At 43.6% G+C, this 20,535-nt stretch carries 21 protein-coding genes; 12 read left to right on the plus strand and 9 right to left on the minus strand.

What is annotated here, in order from left to right; genetic code table 11:
• Nucleotides 1-58 precede the first annotated feature (58 nt).
• The 3 genes from KSP24_RS17045 (at nucleotide 59) to KSP24_RS17055 (ending at nucleotide 2,690) form a co-directional block, all read left to right on the plus strand.
• Nucleotides 59-940, plus strand: a complete 882-nt coding sequence (locus tag KSP24_RS17045) for a helix-turn-helix domain-containing protein (protein WP_216975935.1) — start codon at nucleotides 59-61, stop codon at nucleotides 938-940.
• Between the two features lie 275 nt (nucleotides 941-1,215).
• Nucleotides 1,216-1,605 (plus strand): MerR family transcriptional regulator, encoded by a 390-nt coding sequence (locus KSP24_RS17050; protein ID WP_216975937.1) that lies wholly within the window; start codon nucleotides 1,216-1,218, stop codon nucleotides 1,603-1,605.
• Nucleotides 1,606-1,724: 119 nt separating this feature from the next.
• Nucleotides 1,725-2,690, plus strand: a complete 966-nt coding sequence (locus KSP24_RS17055) for an aldo/keto reductase (protein ID WP_064964239.1) — start codon at nucleotides 1,725-1,727, stop codon at nucleotides 2,688-2,690.
• A 124-nt stretch (nucleotides 2,691-2,814) separates the two neighbouring features.
• Here KSP24_RS17055 and KSP24_RS17060 read toward each other — a convergent pair whose 3' ends face one another.
• The gene (locus KSP24_RS17060) at nucleotides 2,815-4,854 is read right to left on the minus strand and encodes a fibronectin type III domain-containing protein (RefSeq protein ID WP_216975939.1); all 2,040 of its coding nucleotides are present in this window, start codon (nucleotides 4,852-4,854) and stop codon (nucleotides 2,815-2,817) included.
• A 414-nt stretch (nucleotides 4,855-5,268) separates the two neighbouring features.
• On the opposite strand from KSP24_RS17060, the gene KSP24_RS17065 reads away from it, so the two are divergent.
• Entirely contained in the window at nucleotides 5,269-5,598 is a 330-nt protein-coding gene (locus KSP24_RS17065; protein ID WP_216975941.1) for a DUF3817 domain-containing protein, read from the plus strand.
• Between the two features lie 127 nt (nucleotides 5,599-5,725).
• Here KSP24_RS17065 and KSP24_RS17070 read toward each other — a convergent pair whose 3' ends face one another.
• The 3 genes from KSP24_RS17070 to KSP24_RS17080 form a co-directional block, all read right to left on the minus strand.
• The gene (locus KSP24_RS17070) at nucleotides 5,726-5,932 is read right to left on the minus strand and encodes a hypothetical protein (protein WP_216975943.1); all 207 of its coding nucleotides are present in this window, start codon (nucleotides 5,930-5,932) and stop codon (nucleotides 5,726-5,728) included.
• 37 nt (nucleotides 5,933-5,969) lie between these two features.
• Nucleotides 5,970-6,221: a YolD-like family protein gene (locus KSP24_RS17075; RefSeq protein ID WP_025364962.1), complete on the minus strand. Its 252-nt coding sequence runs from the start codon at nucleotides 6,219-6,221 to the stop codon at nucleotides 5,970-5,972.
• 196 nt (nucleotides 6,222-6,417) lie between these two features.
• Nucleotides 6,418-6,987, minus strand: coding sequence for a TetR/AcrR family transcriptional regulator (locus tag KSP24_RS17080; protein ID WP_216975945.1), 570 nt, complete (start codon nucleotides 6,985-6,987; stop codon nucleotides 6,418-6,420).
• 137 nt (nucleotides 6,988-7,124) lie between these two features.
• On the opposite strand from KSP24_RS17080, the gene KSP24_RS17085 reads away from it, so the two are divergent.
• The 7 genes from KSP24_RS17085 (at nucleotide 7,125) to KSP24_RS17115 (ending at nucleotide 15,078) form a co-directional block, all read left to right on the plus strand.
• A complete protein-coding gene (locus KSP24_RS17085) occupies nucleotides 7,125-8,588 on the plus strand; it encodes a DHA2 family efflux MFS transporter permease subunit (RefSeq protein WP_064964240.1) in 1,464 nt (487 codons plus the stop codon).
• Between the two features lie 203 nt (nucleotides 8,589-8,791).
• Nucleotides 8,792-10,327 (plus strand): nickel ABC transporter substrate-binding protein, encoded by a 1,536-nt coding sequence (gene nikA / locus KSP24_RS17090; protein ID WP_216975947.1) that lies wholly within the window; start codon nucleotides 8,792-8,794, stop codon nucleotides 10,325-10,327.
• A 1-nt stretch (nucleotide 10,328) separates the two neighbouring features.
• Nucleotides 10,329-11,273 (plus strand): nickel ABC transporter permease, encoded by a 945-nt coding sequence (nikB, locus tag KSP24_RS17095; RefSeq protein WP_137078580.1) that lies wholly within the window; start codon nucleotides 10,329-10,331, stop codon nucleotides 11,271-11,273.
• A complete protein-coding gene (nikC, locus tag KSP24_RS17100) occupies nucleotides 11,270-12,124 on the plus strand; it encodes a nickel transporter permease (RefSeq protein ID WP_013371350.1) in 855 nt (284 codons plus the stop codon). The genes nikB and nikC overlap by 4 nt, the downstream gene beginning before the upstream one ends.
• A gap of 5 nt (nucleotides 12,125-12,129) precedes the next feature.
• Entirely contained in the window at nucleotides 12,130-12,966 is an 837-nt protein-coding gene (locus KSP24_RS17105) for an ATP-binding cassette domain-containing protein (protein WP_013371351.1), read from the plus strand.
• Nucleotides 12,959-13,801: an ABC transporter ATP-binding protein gene (locus tag KSP24_RS17110; protein WP_013371352.1), complete on the plus strand. Its 843-nt coding sequence runs from the start codon at nucleotides 12,959-12,961 to the stop codon at nucleotides 13,799-13,801. The genes KSP24_RS17105 and KSP24_RS17110 overlap by 8 nt, the downstream gene beginning before the upstream one ends.
• Nucleotides 13,768-15,078, plus strand: coding sequence for an MATE family efflux transporter (locus tag KSP24_RS17115; protein ID WP_058830840.1), 1,311 nt, complete (start codon nucleotides 13,768-13,770; stop codon nucleotides 15,076-15,078). The genes KSP24_RS17110 and KSP24_RS17115 overlap by 34 nt, the downstream gene beginning before the upstream one ends.
• A 121-nt stretch (nucleotides 15,079-15,199) precedes the next feature.
• Here the strand turns inward: KSP24_RS17115 and katA are convergent, their stop codons facing one another.
• The 5 genes from katA to KSP24_RS17140 form a co-directional block, all read right to left on the minus strand.
• Nucleotides 15,200-16,657: a catalase KatA gene (katA, locus tag KSP24_RS17120; RefSeq protein ID WP_216975949.1), complete on the minus strand. Its 1,458-nt coding sequence runs from the start codon at nucleotides 16,655-16,657 to the stop codon at nucleotides 15,200-15,202.
• 287 nt (nucleotides 16,658-16,944) lie between these two features.
• Entirely contained in the window at nucleotides 16,945-17,547 is a 603-nt protein-coding gene (cysC, locus tag KSP24_RS17125) for an adenylyl-sulfate kinase (protein WP_216975951.1), read from the minus strand.
• Between the two features lie 49 nt (nucleotides 17,548-17,596).
• A complete protein-coding gene (locus tag KSP24_RS17130) occupies nucleotides 17,597-18,496 on the minus strand; it encodes a TIGR02452 family protein (RefSeq protein ID WP_064964138.1) in 900 nt (299 codons plus the stop codon).
• A gap of 5 nt (nucleotides 18,497-18,501) precedes the next feature.
• Nucleotides 18,502-18,984, minus strand: coding sequence for a riboflavin biosynthesis intermediates N-glycosidase (locus tag KSP24_RS17135; RefSeq protein WP_216975959.1), 483 nt, complete (start codon nucleotides 18,982-18,984; stop codon nucleotides 18,502-18,504).
• Between the two features lie 30 nt (nucleotides 18,985-19,014).
• Nucleotides 19,015-19,920: an NUDIX hydrolase gene (locus KSP24_RS17140; RefSeq protein WP_058830842.1), complete on the minus strand. Its 906-nt coding sequence runs from the start codon at nucleotides 19,918-19,920 to the stop codon at nucleotides 19,015-19,017.
• 295 nt (nucleotides 19,921-20,215) lie between these two features.
• On the opposite strand from KSP24_RS17140, the gene KSP24_RS17145 reads away from it, so the two are divergent.
• Nucleotides 20,216-20,518 carry a hypothetical protein gene (locus KSP24_RS17145; RefSeq protein WP_043885972.1) on the plus strand — a complete coding sequence of 101 codons (303 nt, stop codon included), beginning with the start codon at nucleotides 20,216-20,218 and terminating at the stop codon, nucleotides 20,516-20,518.
• Nucleotides 20,519-20,535 lie beyond the last annotated feature (17 nt).

The following is a 20,535-nucleotide window of genomic DNA, read 5'->3' on the forward strand; positions in this document are numbered from 1 at the left end:
TAATAAAATTTATGACTAAAAAATGGTGTGCTTTCTACCAACAAAGGAGGGGATCGCATTGGTTAGCGAAGAGGCATATTATTTAGACCATAATTTCACAAATGGGACTCCAATTTCTCTTTGTCCTATCCAAATAGAGGGAAATATTCAAAAACATGCTCATAATTTTTACGAAATTTCTTATATCAAGGAAGGTAACGGTACACTAAAATTTTCTACGCAAACGTTGTCCGTTTCCAAGGGAGATATTATTTTTATCCCTTATGGAAAAGAACATCTCTTTGTTCAGAGTAATACAACAGATCATACACCGCTTGAGGTTATGAACTGTCTTTTTGATAAGCAAATACTAACATTGCCCGGAGAGCCTGCTGATAGCCAAATTCAAGAGGATTTCTATCGTTTGGCTCTTCTTTTTCGGGAATGTACTGACTATATTCAAGTTCGAGAAAATGCAAAAGAATTTGCTAAAATTATGTACACTATTGAAATGGAGCAAAAATGTAAATCCACCGGATTTAGATATAAACTTTATTTATACTTAATCGATTTATTAGAACATATCAGCCACGCCATGCAACAAATAGCTCATGTTTCCAAGCCAATCATAACCGATCCCATTCAGTATGCGATTGATGATATAACCAGAAATTATAAAAATCCGTTGTCTGTTGACCAAATTTGCAAGCAATTCTTAATTAGCTCACGGCAATTTCAACGCAAATTTAAACAAGCCAGCGGAATGACCTACACCAAAATGCTGCAGGATATTCGTATTCACGAGAGTTGTAGCTTACTATTAGATTCTCATTGGAGCGTTCAAACGATCGCACTTGAAGTCGGTATTCATGATATGAAATATTTCTATCGAATCTTCAAGGAACGATGTGGATTAACCCCTCATGAATTTCGCTTTCATGCCTGTTCGAATATTCAGTAATGCGTAGATTTTCATATTGCAAGAAATCAATACTCGCTAAGACCAGCGGTGCAAGCTCATTTTAAAAATCATCTGCTCCTCAATACCGCTGATCTTCTAAGGCAGTATTCTTCCCTTTCAACTTATCCTTTTCACTTTTATAAATTTATTCGTTCGACTACACCAGCATTTCATTAGTCTGATGTTGAGTCTCTAGGATTCACTTGACCTCGTGTTAACTCCAGGTATTATAATTGATTGAATATTTAATTAGTCTTTTACGGAGGAGACGCGAGATGACAACAACCTTTAAAATGAAAGAACTTATGGAACAACTCCAAGTCAGTGAGGATACCCTACGGTATTATGAGAAAATAGGTCTGCTTCCTCCCGTAGCCCGAAAAAATAATGGACACAGGATATATAACAATTCACACAAAGAGGCACTTCTTATGATCAGGTGTTTAAAAAAAGCAGGAATGTCACTACAGGAGTTGAAACCTATAATTCAGCTTCAATTAGATGAAAGCAGCATATCCGACATTAAATGGTATGATAGACTTTACGATTATCAAAAAAAGATTGATCAGCAAATGCAAGAACTTCAGGAGATTAAGGATATGATCGAATTGAAATTGCTAACCGGGCAAAAATTTGGCCATAACTTTTTACCACTGGAGAGCTAAACTTAATCTGTTTTCAAATCCTATTGCTCTGCTTGACCTTGTGTTTACACCAGGTTGTAAGATGTGAATAAAGAGTCCTTCCTTGGATTCCACATTATACAAAAGAGGAGCAAATGAACTTGAATAATACAATAGCAATTGGCAAAACAGGATTGAAAGCTTTTAAACTCGGTTTTGGAGCAGGTGTTGTAGGCAATTCAATGATGTATCCAAAAGTCGATGATACGCTAAGTCGACAATTAATTAAGACTGCTCTTAAAAAAGGAATTAATTTCATTGACACTGCATTTCTGTACGGAATGGGCCACTCTGAGGAGCTGATTGGAGAAGCCATCCGGGAATATGGCAGCCGCGAACAGCTTGTAATCTCTACTAAGGCTTCTTCTAACCCCCAATTTAATCAAGAAGGTCGTCTGGAAGTCGACAACAGTCCAGTTGCATTACGTAAGGCTGTGGATGACAGCTTGATGAGATTACAGACAGACTATGTTGACATTTTCTTTCTTCATTTTCCTGACAGCCGTACCCCACTGTCTGAAGCTGCTGACACACTTGCGGAGTTGAAGAAGTCTGGGAAAATCAAAGCCATTGGCGCTTCAAATTTAAGCTTTGAGCAGCTTCAGTCTTTTAATGTGGATAAACACCTGGATGTTCTTCAAGCCGAATATTCACTACTGGTCCGTCAAGCAGAAGCAGACATTATTCCTTATTGTTTGAAACACGACATTTCACTCATTCCTTTTTTTCCACTTGCCTCAGGTCTGTTGGCCGGTAAATATAAGAAGGATGATGTTTTTAATGACGCCTCAAGAATGAATAACCCTTTGTTTCAAAAAGAAGCATTTCTGGCGAATCTGGACCGCGTAGATCGATTCAAAGCATTGGCAAAAGATAAGGGCGCAGAACCTGCACAAATTGCGCTTGCTTGGCTATTAACGCGTCCAGCTGTAAACCTCATCATCCCCGGTGCGACCAAGCCTGATCAGATCGAATCCAACCTCCGAACTCTGGATGTTCAACTAACAGATGACGATATCAAGGAGCTCGATCTCATTTTCAAACAAGATAACAAGCTTACAAAGTAAATAATTCTCAATTCGCGCTCCATAAATGCGGGCGTTTAAAAGCGCCCTTTTCGTTTTTCCGCATACATCTCCTAACAAAAAGAGTTCTAAAGTTTTTACTTTAGAACTCTTTTTTCAGAAGTATTTATTTGGTAATCGTAATTTGTTTGGATACACTATTATAGTTTACCTGATAACCCGAAAGCTCGCTGATGACTCGTAATGGAACCAGGGTATAGCCGTTAACAATAACCGGAGCAGAGATGTTCGTCGAATAATTTCGGGAGTTGTTTAACTCATATACAGCAAGGGTGGAATTCTTAACTTGAAGTACTATTTGTTTGCCGTCTGTAGGACGATTCAGAATGATCTTTTTAGTCCCTTTTTCATAGTTTACATCGTAACCCACCCGTTCACTGATAAAGCGTAACGGGACCATCGTTACCCCATTTATAATTTTTGGCGCCTGAGCTATCGTTGTAGCCCGACCATCAACATAAGCTGTTTTAGCTCCTGGTGTCAGGGTGAACGATGTTGTATATGAAGCAACCGCATTGTTCGTGTAACTCGTCGTAGTGCCGGAAGTTGTTGTAGTTGAACTCGTCCCGGACGATGAACTACTGGTGCCTAATGCCCTATTGCGAATAGCCTCCAGTCGATCTAGCAGATCGCTTTTACGTGTACCGGTTGGCAGATCACTTATCGCATCTCTGGCAGAACGCCAGTCGGACGCATTTAGACTGTTCTCCGCAATCCGCATTAAATCTCTCGCTTTCTCATAGTTCGATGAACTAGAGGACGAAGAGTAGTAACCATCCGAATTCGTGCGTTCGGATATCTTTACACCACTAGATTCCCTTCCACTACTATTTACGGTTATGACTTTAATCTCATACCAGCGTCCTTCTCGTAAATCCGTTATTTTATAGGATTCTGAGGTTGTATTTCCCTTATAATCACCATCAACATAGATTTTTACCCTCTCTGCTCGACTCGGCATATCATAGGTGATTTTGATCCAGGTGTCGCTTTTGCTATCGACTTCAAGATTAGACACTTCTGACGAATTGGAAGATGTACTGTCCGTTGTTGCAGTCAGCTTCACACCGGAGGATAACGCACCTGTGCTCCGCTTGGATTTTATCGTGAACGTGTATGTCTGGCTTGCCGAAAGATTATTAAATGTATAGGATGTTCCTGTTGAATCAGTTACCAGCTGCCCATCCTTATATAGACTGACCGTACTAATTCCGCTAGGTCTTGTCCAGGAAACAGTAACACTATAGTTATTAACTGATGTCACTGAAGCACCTGTCACTTCGGGCACGATATCGGTAGAGACTGAAGACGTTGTAACCGGAATACTAACTCCTTGAGATAAGTTTCCGGATTTGTCTATCGTTTTGACCGTTACATTGTAGGCAGTAGCAGCATTTAACACATTAAACGTGTAAGACGTGCCTGTGGTTTTCTGAATTTCTGTACCATTTAAATAAATAATCGCTTGGCTTAAGTCAGCATCCTTAGGCAGTATGTAATTGATGGTAAATCCATTATATCCTATATTTGTCGCTGTCAGCCCGCTTACTTCTCCTGGGGGTGTCTTATCCACAGGGGCATCAGTGGAAGCTGTTTTAACCTGTACTGTCGTACCTAGAGATTCGTTGCCGCTCTTATTCACTGTCTTTACTCGAAAGGTATATGTCGTATTCGGCTGTAAACCACTCATCATATAAGAGTTACTTCGAATGTTATCAACATATACATCGTTAGTGACATTAACCACTTTTACGTGGTCAAAATTGATGTCCGATGGATTAGTCCAGGACAAATTTACTTTTGTTGTTTCTGTAGGAATCGCTGTCAGATTGCTTATCTCTGCTGGCGCAATATTCGCAGTAACCAATTGGGTCGACATTAATTTCATCACTTGGTTAATATTAGGCTTCTGACCGGTTAATGTAGTCAATTTCGTGCTAGAAGTGATCGGTATTTGGCGTCCTTGAACGGTCGCTAATTTGGTATGTGATTGTGGTATGTTCAAACCTGTCAGATTTGAGTTATGCCTTTCAGTCGGCAACGCGCTAGCCACTGCATCGGGTCCCAAAATGCCATACCCCGTATTCAAAATCAGCGTAGCCGTTGCGAACGGAGCCATCCATTGACGCAAACGTTTTTTATTCATGTTTTATGCTCTCCTTGATACCAGTATTGAAATTTTATGTTGTCAAAATAAATAAGTAAACTCACAAATCCTTCTGCTGTAATCCAGCTTTTAAAATATATACCATAACGTACAGACGTTCATTTAACTGTTATCGGAATTTCCATACCAAATGTTTAGACCTGACACTAGCATTCTTTAGTAATTGGGTACATGTTAACCTCGAAATGTCCATATACACAATGCCTTCGAGCTTGGCTAACTAGACATTTTTTTCTTGCGCTAAGCCATACAAAGCAAACCTTGTTACCCTAGTCTCAGAGGAAATATTAAGAGCTAGCTGTAAATATTCGATATATCGTAACTTTCTACCGTTTAATAACATTGCATTATAGGATATATTAAATTTTAAGTAATAGAAAAAGGAGGTGTATTATGTTCAAAAATGCTTTTAAGACGTTTGGTGCCATTGGTAATATTGAAGCGATTTCTTATCTGCTGCTTGTGTGTATTGCCATGCCACTTAAATACGCAGCCGGAATGCCGCAAATGGTAAGCTGGGTGGGAATGATCCATGGGGTACTGTTTGTGGCTTATGTGGTTGCCACTATTGTCATGCTGATTTTGCGTAAAATTACGCTACTGCAAGGGCTTGTAGCCTTAATTGCCTCGCTGTTGCCGTTCGGCCCCTTCATTTTCGATCGTAAGGTGCTTAAGAAAGCCGAAGCCCGTGCCAGTCATGCCAGCTCGATCAAAGCTACATAAACCCATACCAGGCCTAGGTCAACGCAGCAATGCGGTGTTCTCCTTACCACTTATACAGTAGAATATAAAAAAAACAACCGATGGCTGTAAACCACTCGGTTGTTTTTTTATTCACGAATAATAATTATTAGTTCCTGGCATTTTCCAAAAATTCATAATAGCCATCATTTGACGGATCATCCTGGCTGTTACGTTTGAGATATCCTGCTATAGCTAGATAAGCAAAAAGTCCGAACATAGCAGCAGAAACAGCTATATATACTTTAAAACCGAAAATTATTGAAAAGATGATCATAAAAATACCGATTGTAAGGGAGACGCCTAACTTTGACATTCTTTCATCCCTTTCTGTTATATTTATGTAATCACAACTAATCTCTCGGGTAATTTACACTCATGATATCCATAAAAGGAACTTTATCCGTTTCTCCATTACTCTCTACATGAACCTTGCCTGTTCTCGGGTCCATTTTAACGATTTGTCCGCGGGTTGCTTCTTCGCGTCCCCATACTGTCAATACAACTTCGGATTGCTCTTGTTGTGCTTCTACAAGCTGATTCCCGATTTCCTCCAGTACAAATTCATCCCGAGTAGGCCGTTTGGGTACCTTCGCTTTTGCCACTTGCTATCACTCTTCCTTTCGCGCAAAATCAAATTCATTCCATTTTACCATACTTTTCATCATTTGGTGCTGGTAATGTGAGTAAAATTACGTTCCAGGATGCACCAAAAAGCCGAGTTCTCAAAAATGAAAACATCGACTCTCTAAAGTCGCTTGTTAGAGCTCATTAGGGGCGCATGAAAACCGACCAGCTAAGTCATTTGACCAGCTGTGGAATGTAATCCACGATATTATAAATAGGAGCACTGCTCTGTTGTGTAACCGCTAAAATTAATGCCCCTTCGAGCATCGAGATGATCAGTACTGCCAGACTGTGTGCCTTTTCCTCATCCAAGCCCGATTCCTGAAGGCGTTCCATATAGATGTGCTGCCAATCTGTAAACGTATTCACACAGGCATGACGTAGTGATTCACTAATACAGGAAGTTTCCGCGGCAGCCCAGAAGCCAATCGGCATGAAGCTGTCAAAGCCAAGACGGTCAGCCTCCTCAGCTGTATGACGAATAAAATCCTGAATGGCTACTACAGGATTTTCGTTTCCACTCAGTGCCTGTTTTAATTTTTGCTTAATAAACTCATTCCCTCTTCTTATGCACTCCAAAGCCAACTCTTCTTTACCACGTGGAAAATAATAATAAAGTGATCCCTTCGGTGATCCACTCTCCGCAAGAATCTGATTCAGTCCGGTAGCATGATACCCCTGGTGAAAAAAGAGCCTCGACGCCGTTTGTACGATATTCTCATATGATTCGGGTTTAGCAGCCATATACAGCATCCTTCATTATATAATATTTGAAACTTTTACTTTGACAAAAAAATAATAGCATGTTTATTATATATAGACCGATCGTTATAATTCAATACCCATTAATTTATTGGAGGAACAAAAACAACATGAGTACAATGAGTCAAACAAGCTCACCCTCTGAACCCAAAACGTTCAAGGTGCTACCTATTATGATTGCCCTGCTCCTTAGTGGCTTTATTGGGATGTTCAGTGAAACGGCACTTAACATTGCGTTGAATGATTTGATGCAGATTTTGCATATTACAACTGCAACAGCTCAATGGCTGACTACCGCTTATCTGCTGACACTTGGTATTTTGGTGCCTGTATCGGGATTGCTGCTTCAAACCTTTACCACAAGACAGCTGTTTGTGACATCGTTGCTATTTTCAATAGCTGGTTGTCTTGTTGCAGCGCTTGCCCCTACCTTTTCAGTGTTATTGATCGCACGCATTTTGCAGGCTATGGGTACAGCGCTGTTATTGCCGTTGATGTTTAACACGATCTTAATTATCTTCCCAGCTGAAAAGAGAGGCGCGGCTATGGGAATCATCGGATTGGTTATTATGTTTGCACCTGCGGTAGGACCTACCATTGCAGGACTGGTACTTCAGAATTTATCTTGGCACTGGATCTTCTGGATCTCTCTTCCTTTCTTGGTCCTCTCGCTGATCTGCGGTATTTTGTTTATGCAGAACGTCTCAGAACCGACCAAGCCCAAGATTGATCTATTATCTATTATCCTGTCTTCCATTGGCTTCGGCGGTGTCGTGTTTGGTTTCAGTAAATCTGGTGAAGGTGGCGAAGGCTGGACCAGCCTGGTTGTTTTGCTTCCTGTGATCATCGGCGTGATATCGTTGATTCTGTTCTCTGTACGACAGTTGAAAATGAAAGCACCTATGCTGAATTTGCGTGTATTTAAATATCCAATGTTTGTGATCGGCGTTATCATGGTGTTCTTATGTATGATGACGATCCTTTCTACGATGCTGATTCTTCCACTCTTTTTGCAAAAAGGGCTGGCCTTGTCCGCTCTAACAGCAGGTTTGGTGCTTCTGCCAGGTGGGATTATCAACGGTCTCTTGTCGCCTATTATGGGCTCCTTATTCGATAAATTCGGTCCCAAATGGCTTGTGATTCCAGGACTTGTGATCGTGGCCGCTGTGTTGTTTTTCCTGTCCGGCATTACAACGACATCCACGCTCGTACTCATTATTGTGCTGCATAGCTGCTTGATGATCGGTATTTCTATGATTATGATGCCAGCCCAAACTAACGGTCTAAACCAGCTCCCTATGGATCTATACCCAGATGGAACGGCTATTATGAGTACGCTCCAGCAAGTCGCTGGTGCAATCGGTACTGCCGTAGCGGTAAGTATTCTCTCCAAAGGCATGGACAGCTATTTGAGCCAATCCAGCATGCCTCAATCCGTAAATGAAATGGCTAATGCCATGGTAATCGGATCTCAGAATTCATTTTTCTTTGCAATGGTCATCAGCGTGATCGGTCTGATCCTTGCGTTTTTCATCCGCAGAGTTCATGTTGAACATGGCACTGCTAAAGCACCCATGCACTAATTAATTATTATTTTCATTCCAAATGTAATACCTGAATAAACCTAAAGGCTGCTAACCATCTCATTTATGGTTAAGCAGCCTTTTTTTATGAATCTAGATAGGTATTCATATAATTACATATTTACAAATCCTCCTCATTTGGTTACGATATGACTCACGGAGTAAAGCGTAAAAATTACGATTACTATTAAGGAGGTTTCCTGTTGTTTAAACGTTCATATTTCAAACTATTTATCCCTGCGGTCATGGCGGTGATGATGACAGCCTGTGCTACATCTCCATCATCTTCATCCACATCCTCTACGGCACCACAAGATAAAAGTGTCACCTTATTGTTCAACGTGCAAAGCCCTTCTATTGATCCTCATGCAGATATAAATTACACAGCCGTTCGTGCTGGAGTAAATGAAACACTGATCAAAGTGAATAAGGATCTCAAGCTGGAAGCTTGGCTTGCAGAAAAATGGGACAGTAAGGACGGGCAGCACTGGACCTTTAGCATCCGACCAGGCGTGAAATTCCATAGCGGTAAAGCCGTAGATGCCGCAGCTGTCAAAGCCTCTTTGGAAAGAGCACTAAAGCTCAATCCATCGGTTAAAAATGCGCTACATATACGTGATATTCATGCAGAAGGGCAGATCTTGAGCATTACGACGGACAAGCCCTTCCCGGAATTTGTATCTGAGCTGATTCATCCGAACACCGCAATTATGGACACCACAGCCACAGGTGACTTCCCATCAGGAACGGGGCCGTTCAAAGTTGTCAGTTTCCGTGCCGGAAGTGAACTGAATCTGGATCGCAACGAGGACTATTGGAACGGTGAAGTAAAATTGAAACATGCCAAATTCATGTTTAACGAAGATGCCAATGCACGTCAACTTGCTTTTCAAGCTAAGACGGCCGATATTGTGTATCGTCCGCCCGTTGAAAGTCTGGAGCTCTTGAAAGCTGATTCTACCATTAAAGTTGACTCACTTCCTAGCCTGCGGACACACCAACTTATTTACAATATGAACAATCATGATCTAAAAAAAACAGCTGTGCGCAAAGCATTCGATAATCTGATCAACCGGGATGAGATTGCAAGCGATATTATGTCTGGTCAGGGAACCCCTGCTCAAGGTCCGTTCTTGCCGGACTTTCCTTTTTCACCGGAATATATTACGAAGAAGTTTGATTTAAATGCAGCACGAGAAGGCTTCAAAGAAGCTGGATATACAGTGGAGAACGGAAAAGTTACGAATTCTGACGGGTCCTCCCTTCATCTTACATTGTTAACCTACCAGTCGAGAGCGGAGCTTCCACTCATTTCACAGCTGATTCAGGCTAACGCTAAGGAGCTTGGCATCACGATTGATATCCGTCAGGTTGATAATATTGATGAATATCTGGCCGCTCATCAGGATTGGGATTTGGCGACTTACAGTAACATTACAGCTCCGCGCGGCGATGCAAGCTATTTCCTGAATGCGGCCTATATGCCGGAGGGAGCATTGAATTACGGTCGTGTGCATGTACCAGAACTCGCGAGTATGATTACGCAGCTAAACACAACCGTGAATGAGGAGCAACGCAACAAGCTAGCGCTGCAGGCTGTCACGCTGATTGACCAAGAAAATCTGCAATCCTTTCTAGTTCATCCAAACAACGTAGTGGCCTATCGTAATTACGTACATAACTGGGTAACCAGCCAAAGTGAATACTATCTGTTGACCCAGGATTTGGATGTGAATTAGCATGCTTCAATCTATTGCCAAAAAGTTTCTAACGCTTATATTGTTCTTTCTTATTCTTTCCTTTGTGAGCTTCTGTCTGCTTAAGCTTGTTCCGGGCGATCCCGTTCGGAGCATTCTCCGAGTAGATGATGTAGCTGTATCCAATCAGCAAATTGCGGATATGCGCAGCCAACTGGGGCTGGATCAACCATTACCTGTGCAATATGGTAAGTGGCTGGTTCAGTTGCTACAGTTGGATTTTGGACAATCTTATCTAACCCATCGTCCAGTCTTGACAGAGTTTATAGAAAAGCTGCCTTATACACTCCTCCTGACTGGAGGCTCTCTGTTCATTATGCTGCTGATAGCTCTCCCGTTGGGCACAATGTCCGCACTGTACCGTAACCGCTGGATTGACAGTGCCAGCCGTGTATTTGCCTTAATTGGCTCCTCAATTCCCAGCTTTTGGTTGGGGCTTTTGTTTATCGAATGGTTTGCAGTTAAATTGCGTATTTTGCCGTCTATGGGGGATGGAACCGTTCTTCATTTAGTCCTCCCTTCTCTTACCCTCGGATTGGCAATGGCGGCTGTTTATGTACGAATGATTCGTGCAAGTCTGATTGAAAGCTCGGGACAGGATTTTATCAAAGCAGCTCAAGCCCGTGGAATCAGTCCGGTTCGCATTTTTTTCAGACACATGTTCCGTCACAGCTTAATTCCACTTATAACGGTATTCAGTGAGAGCATAGGCAGCCTACTGGGAGGTACGGTGGTAATCGAAGTGCTGTTCGCCTATCCGGGGCTTGGCAAATGGATTGTGGATGCAATTGCCGCGAGAGACTATCCCATTATACAGGGCTATACAATTTTTATGGCCATATTCATTATATGTCTCAATATCTTGGTAGAACTGTCCTACCGTTGGGTCAATCCTGAAATTGCTTTGAAGGAGAAACGTTTATCATGATAAAATCCGTACATGCGGAAAACAGGCAGTTCACCAGGGCACGATTGTCCAAAGCATGGATCGGATCACTCTCCATCCTGTTCATTCTTACAGCCATTACAGTCATACCCTTCCTAGCTCCACAAGATCCGTATCATATCCAGATGGGGAGTCGACTTCAACCGATCAGCGCAATGTACTGGCTGGGAACCGATCATTTGGGTAGAGATGTGCTATCGAGGGTCATAGCAGGACTACGGACGACAGTCGGAACCAGTTTGTTGATTTTGATCGTTTCACTGGTTGTCGGGGTACCCCTCGGTCTGCTGTCAGGATTTATTGGAGGCTGGATGGATCGTGTATTCCAACGTGTGGTCGATGCCTTCATGACTTTGCCTGATTATATTTTTGCCATTGTACTAAGCGGCCTGCTCGGACCAGGCTTAGGAAATCTTATATTTGCGGTGTCTGCAGTAAAATGGGTTGGTTATGCCCGACTGGTGCGCAGTACCGTTCTGGCTGAAAAGCAAAAGGATTACATTTCGTTATCCATACTCGCGGGTACCTCCTCCCTGCGAATTGTCATGCGGCATATTCTGCCCCATGCCATTGGGAATGTACTGGTACTGGCTACGCTGGATATCGGCAAAATCATTTTAATGATCGCCTCTCTATCTTTTTTGGGCTTAGGTCCTCAGCCGCCCATTCCCGAATGGGGCACGATGTTGAATGAAGGGCGTGCATATTTTCAAATGGCCCCCCATTTAATGCTGGGTCCCGGCATAGCTGTCGTGCTCACGGTGCTATTAGCGAACGTGTTTGGAGACAAGCTACGCGACCGTTATGATGTTAAAACCCGGTCAGAGGAGTGAACTACATGCTGACTATTGAAGACTTAACGATTCGGACAAAAGCGAAAACGATTGTAGAACAACTGGAGCTTGCCATTCGTCCGGGAGAATGGTGTGCTCTGGCAGGAGAAAGCGGAAGCGGTAAAAGCATGACTGCGTTCGCTATTGGCGGTCTTCTCCCCGCTTCTGTTAGCGCTGAAGGCATCATAATGTGGAATGACGAGAATTTGCTTGCCCTACCCGTTAAACAAAGACGTTCCTTGCTTGGTAGTGAAATATCTTACGTTTTTCAAGACTATCACGGGGCTTTTACCCCTTTTTTGCGTGTGGGCAGCCAACTCGACGAGCTGATGCGTGCTCACGGCAAGCAAGACCGTAAAGCGCGTAAGCAGCGCTGTCTTGAGGTGTTGGAGCACGTACAGCTTCCCGCCGAGCGTGTGTACCGCAGCTATCCATTCGAGCTCAGCGGCGGTCAATTGCAGCGAGCAGCTATTGCAGCTGCACTGCTTCTAGAGCCAAAGCTGCTCATTGCCGACGAGCCAACAACTGCGCTGGATACGCTCACTGCACACCGAGTACTCCAGCTCATTGACCAAATCCGGATGGAAACGGGGATTTCCGTCTTGTGGATCACTCACGATCTACGGCATGTACGGAAGTATGCGGATCGAGTTGCAGTAATGCGTACAGGTGTTTTGCTTGAAGCTGGTCAAACGCAAGCGGTGCTGGACCATCCAGCCCATCCATATACGCGTCGCTTACTGGCGGCTATTCCGCCGCTGTCTCCAGACGCTCCTTCACGTTTGCCATGCAACAGCACCGATGAACAGCTTGCACCGGAAAGGAGCATATTACATGAATAATCAAGCCGCCTGCGCTCAGTGGCAAGACAGCCCCCATCCTGTTGTTACCGTCTCCGGTTTGACGAAGGCTTACGCTGGGGGCAAAACTGTACTGCACGATGTTGCTCTGTCGGTCTCACCCGGAGAATGTCTGGGTGTTGTCGGAGAAAGCGGCAGTGGGAAAAGCACACTTGCTCGCTGTATTTTGACATTGGACACGTTTGATCAAGGTGAGCTTAAACTGGATGGACAGTCCATTCGAGGATTAAAGCGAAGTGAATTAAAACGGATTCGCAGCAGACTGGGGGCGGTATTTCAACATCCATCCGCAGCTTTGAACCCCAGACTAACCATTTTGCAATCCCTGCTGGAGCCATTGGATCAGCTTAAATGCTATGTTCCTTCCTTTATGGCGGGGATGCCCTCTGGACGTTGGAATATAGCAGAACAACTGCTAGGTATGGTAAAGCTTCCGGCAAGCTACCTGGATAAGTTTCCACATCAGCTCAGCGGTGGGGAAAAGCAGCGTGTAACCATTGCACGCGCCATTAGTACAGAACCGGAATTTATCGTATTGGACGAGCCGACTGCAAGTTTGGATGTGACCACACAAGCCACCGTTTTAAACCTGCTCAAGGATTTGCAGGATGAGTTTGGACTGGCTTATCTGTTTATCTCGCATGATCTGGCGGCTGTGCACTTTATGAGTGATCGAATCTTGGTTATGAAAGAAGGCCGTGTGCTTGAGCATTTTTCCAAGGAAGCATTATTTCATTCGGATCGGCTTCCCTATACACAATCATTACTGGAGGTTTTTTCAACATGCTGCCTTCCCACCGAGCCTATCTTGCTTTAGCAATCCCTTTAATTATTTCGACGATTACTACCCCGCTACTCGGTGCGGTGGATACAGCAGTAATCGGTCATTTGAGCCAGTCTGCCTATTTAGGCGGCGTGGCAGTCGGTACTCTTATTTTCAATACTTTATATTGGCTGTTTGGCTTTCTGCGAGTCAGTACGTCAGCTTTCACAGCACAAGCCGCAGGTGCACAAAATAACGACCAAGGCATAGCTGCTCTTATGCGCCCACTGGCTATAGCTCTACTCATCAGTGCAGTATTTATTGTCTTGCAGAAGCCCATCTTGCTAGCTTCTCTCCAGCTTATCCGTCCAGCTCAGGATGTGGCAGAGCAAGCTGCAATTTATTTTAACATCCGCATTTGGGGAGCACCCCTTACATTGGTGAACTATGTGCTGCTCGGATGGCTGATGGGATTGTCCCGCGTGAAAGCTACATTATTTTTACAAATATCAATGAATGTAATCAATATGCTATTAGCTCTTGTATTTACACAGATCATGCATTGGAATGTCACTGGGGTCGCAAGCGCTACTCTGATTGCAGAAGCTCTTGCATGTGTATTGGGTCTTGCACTGGTGTTCCGTTCACCGATTTGGAGAGAATGGAAGCGCAGTGGACAGAGGAATTGGCGAGAATGGTTCGGTGCCTCAGAGTTGAAAAGTGTCATGGCGACGAACCTTGATCTCATGATTCGTACTGCCTGCCTGTTGACGATGTTTAATCTGTTTACGGCGCGCAGTGCGAGCTTTGGAACCGATCAGTTGGCGGCAAATGCTATTTTGTTGCAGATCCATTACATTATGGCTTACTTTTTTGATGGATTCGCCAACGCCAGTAGCATCATGACGGGTCAGGCTCGTGGTGCCGGAGATCGTAAAATGCTGCAAAGAGTTATTCATTTGTCCTGGTTTTGGACACTGGTTACCGGTGTAGTGACGGGAGGATTGTACCTTGCACTGAAAGAGCCGCTGATCTCGCTATTTACGGGGAACGCTACAGTGATTAGCCTGACAACTCCTTACAATGGGTGGCTGGTGGTCTTTCCCCTAGCAGCAGGGCTGGGACTGGTATTCTATGGTGTATTTACAGGGATGACGGTAACGTATCCGATCCGTAATTCGATGCTGATTTCACTGGTCTGCTTTTTGATCGCTCTCTTCTGGTGCGTTCCCCATTTTGGGAATCATGGACTTTGGTTATCCTTTATCATCTTTGCCCTGGGACGGTCACTGTTTCTGGTGATCTATTTGCCTCGGTTGAAGAGGATTTAGCAGCACCTGCTTTACATCGATCTCAAAAACAAAGGATGTCCCATCCACCATGTACGTGGTGTGGGGACATCCTTTTATTATTTATTCATACGGTTCTTAGGATAGGAGTTTACCAATCCTTCTACTCGCCTTGTGGAACGGTCAAGCCCAGACCATCCGCTACACGACGTCCGTATTCAGGATCAGCTTTATAGAAATGACCGATCTGACGCAGTTTGATTTCATCACTTTCTACAGGCTTCATCGCATTTACGATGTTTCGGACCAGGCGTGAGCGCTCCTCTTCACTGAGCAAGCGGTACAGGTCCCCTGGTTGTGTGTAGTGATCGTGATGATCATAGGCTACACTTTGTGCCTCGCCAGACACTTCAAAAGGAGCAATTTTGTGAGCTGGTGATTCTTTCGGTCCACCGAGACTATTAGGCTCATAATAGACAGATCCCCCGCCATTACTGTCACTGCGCAATGCACCATCGCGTTGGTAGTTGTGTACTTCCGCATGCGGCCGATTGATTGGCAACGCATTATGGTTTGCGCCTACACGGTAGCGATGTGCGTCACCATAGGCAAACAAGCGTCCTTGCAGCATCTTATCCGGGGATGCCTCAATACCTGGAACAAATGAACCCGGTGAGAATGTCGCCTGCTCTACCTCAGCAAAGTAGTTCTCAGGATTGCGATTCAGCACCATGCGTCCTACCTCGATCAGCGGGTAATCCTTTTGAGACCATACTTTGGTCACATCGAATGGATCAAAACGGTACGTATCCGCATCTTCTATAGGCATAATCTGCACATAAAGTTTCCATGCCGGGAAATCGCCCTTTTTAATCGCATTAAACAAATCTTGTATATGATAATCCGGGTTTTCACCGGCAATTTTCGCAGCTAAATCCACATCAAGATTTTGTATACCTTGTTCTGTTTTAAAATGATATTTCACCCATACGGCCTGTCCCTGGGCGTTTACCCACTTGAATGTGTGGCTGCCAAAACCATGCATATGTCTAAGTGTAGCGGGAATACCGCGGTCAGACATCAGGATACTTACCTGATGCAGTGATTCAGGAGATAGGGACCAGAAATCCCAGACCGCATTCGGGTTTTTTAGATGCGTTTGGGGATGACGTTTTTGCGTATGAATAAAGTCAGGAAATTTAATGGCATCTCGAATAAAGAAAACAGGCGTATTATTGCCCACGAGATCATAGTTTCCGTCTTCTGTATAAAACTTTACCGCAAATCCACGTGGATCACGTACAGTATCGGACGAGCCTAACTCACCTGCCACAGTAGAAAAACGGATAAACATCGGTGTACGCTTGCCCACTTCGGACAAGAAGCTTGCTTTTGTATATGAAGACAAATCATTAGTGACTTCAAAATATCCGTGCGCCCCGGCACCTTTAGCATGAACAACGCGTTCCGGCACACGCTCCCGGTTAAAATGCGCCAGTTTCTCCAGCAGATGCACATCCTGAATTAATGTGGGACCACGTGAGCCTGCTGTAATCGAATTCTGATTATCTCCAACAGGAGCGCCCCAGCTTGTAGTCAGGTTCGTTGGTTGGTTACTCATAATTGAAATCACCTCTTGAATGAATTGGTTGACCATGTGCTTTTCACTATAAATTGTGCACAAATAAAAATCAATACTTTTTTATAATTATTATAATCTAGGATTTAGAATTAGTTTAACTTAAAAAAGAAAAAGCAAGCCCCATAAGGCTTGCCGTAGTACAATGCTCTATTTATTTACAATAAAATGACTTGAATTTTTTACGTTCTGTAATAATTACATTGATCACTTCTTAGGTTTTGTTATGGAGACTTTCAGACAATGTTCATATGGAATTCATCATAAAATCATAATAGGAGCTGCTTTCTATCGAGAAAGTCCAGAATATCCTGTACCGACTGACTTACCTCCCGACCTTCAGTGGATATGATTAAATCAGGTTCCAGCGGTACTTCATATGGAGCATCAATCCCCGTAAAATGATGAATTTCTCCGGCTCGTGCTTTCTTGTACATTCCTTTTGGATCACGACGTTCACATTCCTCTAGACTGCATTGGATATAAATCTCGTAGCAGCCTTCCTGTTGTAAAATGCCCTTTACCATTTCACGATCCTCGCGATAAGGCGAAATGGTAGCGCAAATTGTTAGAACACCCGCATGTGCCATTAGCTTGGACACTTCCGCTATACGACGAATATTTTCTTTGCGGTCAGCGGGTAGGAAACCCAAATTGCGATTCAAACCATGCCGAACATTATCCCCATCCAAAATAAACGTACGTATCCCTCGTGCATATAATGCTTTTTCGAGTGTGGAGGATACCGTTGACTTTCCCGAGCCAGACAGCCCCGTAAACCAAAGCACCGGACTCTTATGTCCGTTCAGAAGCTGTCGAGCTTGCTTATCCACTTCTGATACATGCCAGGTAATGTTGGAAGATGGGTTCATTCAGCACTCTCCTATTTCATCAGTATTAATGGTTAATATGTCTCTGATATCAGGATAGAGCATTTTTAAAACTGTTTAAAGTACGCTGCTCTGTTTTGTGGTCCAATACTGCAAAAACAATCTGTTCAAACAGCAGTCCATATCCTTCAGCTACAAGCACTTGCTTAAACCAGTCGGCAACCTCTTCCGGCTTATTGCGGAATACCCCACAACCATAAGCACCAAGCACAAGATGTTCTACACCATTTTGCATGGCCATTCCCAAAATATAACGGATACGCTCCAACATGACTTCTCCAATCCGATTGACCTGCTCTGGCTCCCGTTCACGCACGACTCCAGCATTCACAGCAGGCGCGGTCAGGAAATCGACTAAATACGGATTTTCCAGCAATGTTCCCTGATCATCCCGAAAAACAGGAACTTGGGGAGAATAAATCATATAATCTGAATAAAAACAGCTCCGCAGCTTCCGATTATGTTGATACATTTCCTCCATTTGTGAAATGCAAGGATACAGCGCGGACGAACGAGCCAAGCTTTCCTCTTGAGCCTGGCTGCCTCCGAGGAATCCACCTCCTGGGTTTTTGGCTGATGCAAAATTCAAACATGCTACGTGTTCCCGCTTCTCCTCGACCTGGAGTCTATGTGCGGCCTGCAACGTACTTTCTCCCGTAACTTCCAGCTTTCCAATGATCGCCTGTGCGCCTACATCGGAAGAATCTACCCATATAGTTTTTATTCTTTGCTCTGCCTCTTGCTTTATGGCTACCAGTTGAGAAGGTCTATATAGCTTCGAGCCTGTGACCGCATTTTCTACCTCTTTTGCTATATTTACTTGTACCTGTTTGGTATTCGTATAATGCCCATTTTCCAAAATGGACAGTGTTTCATGCGCCATATATGATCGAACATCCCGATTACTCCGGGAATTCATTGTGTTTTTCATGGTGACTAATCCTCCTTTTGCAATAGATCCTCACGTAAATTCGTCAATATTTCCCCCAGCCAGTTCGTACCCCGCCATAGCTTCCGGTGCCGTATACGAGCATCATTTTCAGCTAAGCCTACACCCCAAATGGTGTCCGTCGGACTAGCCTCAACCAGAGTAGTTCCCTTCGTTTTAAGCAGGTGCTTGAGCAAATTCTGATTTTGGGTGAACTTGGCATAATTTCCGTCATACACGATTTGCTGGCAATTTGCTTCCCACAAGGATTGGTCAAATCCGCGCACACTGCGACCACGGGCTTTTTGCTCCCTTGGGGTGGGGGCTTGCATAATTTTCAGGGCTGCCTCTTCGTCTCCAAAAAGCTGCGCTTTTTTTAGCATCATATATTGCTCGGCACAGTTAAACTCCAACCCATCCACGACAAATTCACAAGGGTACCATTGCGAAAATGGCGAATGACTGCGATAAAAAAATGTAAAATTTTCCATAAATATTCCTCACTTCTTCTTTCTTTTATGCTATATAAAACGTGACCGTGGCTTAAATCGGTATAATTTGGACGGACGATGTCCGGCCGCCTTCCTGTATTCATTGGTTTCTTCCACGAGATCTGCTATTTTGCGACGAAAAGCTGCGGCCAACAGCTCCTTACCTAAAATAATTTCATACACCTGCTGAAGTTCACTCAGTGTAAACAGAGCTGGCATCAGGTGAAACGCAATATCTGTATATTCAATTTTGCTGCGCAGACGCTCAATACCATAGGCAATAATTTTGGCATGATCAAAAGCAATTCCCTGTGACTCCAGCACTTCTCGCTTGATTTCTATGGTTTTCCCCTTAAGAATTTCAGTTACTTTCACTTTGGCTGACAGGAGGATGTCCGCATGCTTCAATGTAATGTCAATGTTTTGCTCCCATGTATAACCTTCCGGTTGATTCGTCCGCGTCTCCTGAGCCACACTGTAATCCAGTTCAAACCATTGAGCATCTGCGGCATCATCCCCTGCCTGTACCTCCAAGGATTCATGATCAACTAACGCCATATAAGCGCAACTGATCACCCGCATACGCGGATCACGTGCCACATCTCCCCAAGTATACAGCTGCTCCATATAAATCTGATCGACATTGGTTTCGGTTTTAAGCTCGCGTCGTGCAGCTTCTTCGAGGCTTTCATTCATGTCTACAAAACCACCAGGCAACGCCCATTGTCCTATAAAAGGGTGCTCTCCTCTTTGGATCAATAGAAGCTGAAGTGTCTTCTCCGGTAGCTTACGGTAATTTTGCTGGAGCTGATCCATTACAGTAAATAGCAGCATATCTACCGTTACGGATGGGCGTTCATATTGATTCGCATCATAAAGGGCCAGAAATTGCTCTTCCGTCAAGCCACTGTGATTGTGTTTCAATTTATCTTTCATTTGTGTCACCCACCTGCTCATATTTGGGGCATCCTCGCTTTTGCTTCACAAGCAAGCAACGAATGCTTTATGTAAATTTTAATTTGAATCAATTGATAAAAACAAAATGTTAATATCAATACAATAATATATAAATAATGCTTCGTCAATAGGGTGTATAGACCTATTTTTGATCATATGATAGTACTATTAGACTGTTTACTGAATTTTGCTTGTTGCTTATTGTCATATCATGTATGATGTTTTGGTCAATATAGGAAACACAACATACTAAACACGTAGGGAGAAGATTCAATTGTCTAACCAGTTTAATCCGCAACACAATCAACAAGGAGCACCATCCAGACCAGCCCCTGTTTACCCGCCACCTGTTTCATTCAAGGAGTGGATGATCAGTTTACTCCTGATGGCTATACCGGTAGTTGGGCTTGTTATGCTGTTTGTGTGGGCTTTTAGCGGCTCGACGAATCCGAGCAAAGCGAACTACGCTAAGGCAGGTCTTCTTTGGGCTGCTATTGTAATTGTGATCTATATCATTATGGCTGTTGCTCTATTGCCTGCTATTATAAGCTCATTGAACTCCAGCAGCTACTATTGATTTCAAGTACATAGCAA

Origin of the sequence: Paenibacillus sp. AK121, assembly GCF_019042715.1 — a bacterium.
GTDB lineage: Bacteria > Bacillota > Bacilli > Paenibacillales > Paenibacillaceae > Paenibacillus > Paenibacillus polymyxa_C.